The sequence below is a fragment of the Flectobacillus sp. BAB-3569 genome (genome assembly GCF_002270355.1).
GTDB lineage: Bacteria > Bacteroidota > Bacteroidia > Cytophagales > Spirosomataceae > Flectobacillus > Flectobacillus roseus.
Genome location: NZ_NJFZ01000139.1, coordinates 1 through 663 on the forward strand (window position 1 = coordinate 1; position 663 = coordinate 663).

At 42.5% G+C, this 663-nt stretch carries 1 pseudogene; it reads right to left on the bottom strand.

Annotation, left to right across the window (positions count from 1 at the left end):
* Positions 1-538 (bottom strand): annotated as a pseudogene (locus BWI92_RS26730) (iron-containing alcohol dehydrogenase); the annotation flags it as partial.
* Positions 539-663: the final 125 nt, after the last annotated feature.

A 663-nucleotide genomic window follows, 5' to 3' on the forward strand; every position in this document is an offset into this window, starting at 1 on the left:
CGATTACGGTATAGGTTCGGGAAATAATAGCCATGTCATGGCATGGTCGATATTGTACAAAGCCGTAAGTTCGTGACCAATCATGTGTGTAGCCCAGTCGGTTGGCACACCTTTTTGAATCAAGCCATTAAGTGCCATTGTACAGCTCCACATAAAGTTGGCGGCAGCTTCATAATTACTTGGGTCGGCCAAAATCTTTGGTGCAACTTCAATCAAAGTCTGTAAAATACTTTCTGCAAAACGGTCTTGAAGCCAAGCATTAGCAGGATAAGTCATATATTGCTCCAATACGTGTGTGTAAGCATCTACAATACCATTGCGTAACTGACGAACAGGAATACTTTAATTACTTCTGGGTCTAATACTGAGAATTTTGGGAATAAACCTGGTCCGCCCATACTCAGTTTTCTTGTGTTGCTACGCGAGTAACTACTGCACCAGAGTTCATTTCAGACCCTGTAGCAGGTAAAGTCAATACTGTACCAAATGGCATAGCTTGTGTTGTACGGATAGATTTTGCCAAAATATCCCAAGGTTCACCTTCCGMAASCTCCGTTCCCTTCGGAACAATCATGGCAAATGTGGGAAGTATCAGAAACCAAGGGATAGAGGCTAGTTTGGCGTACCAAGTCAGTCAAAAGTAAAATACAAGCCTTACTTTGG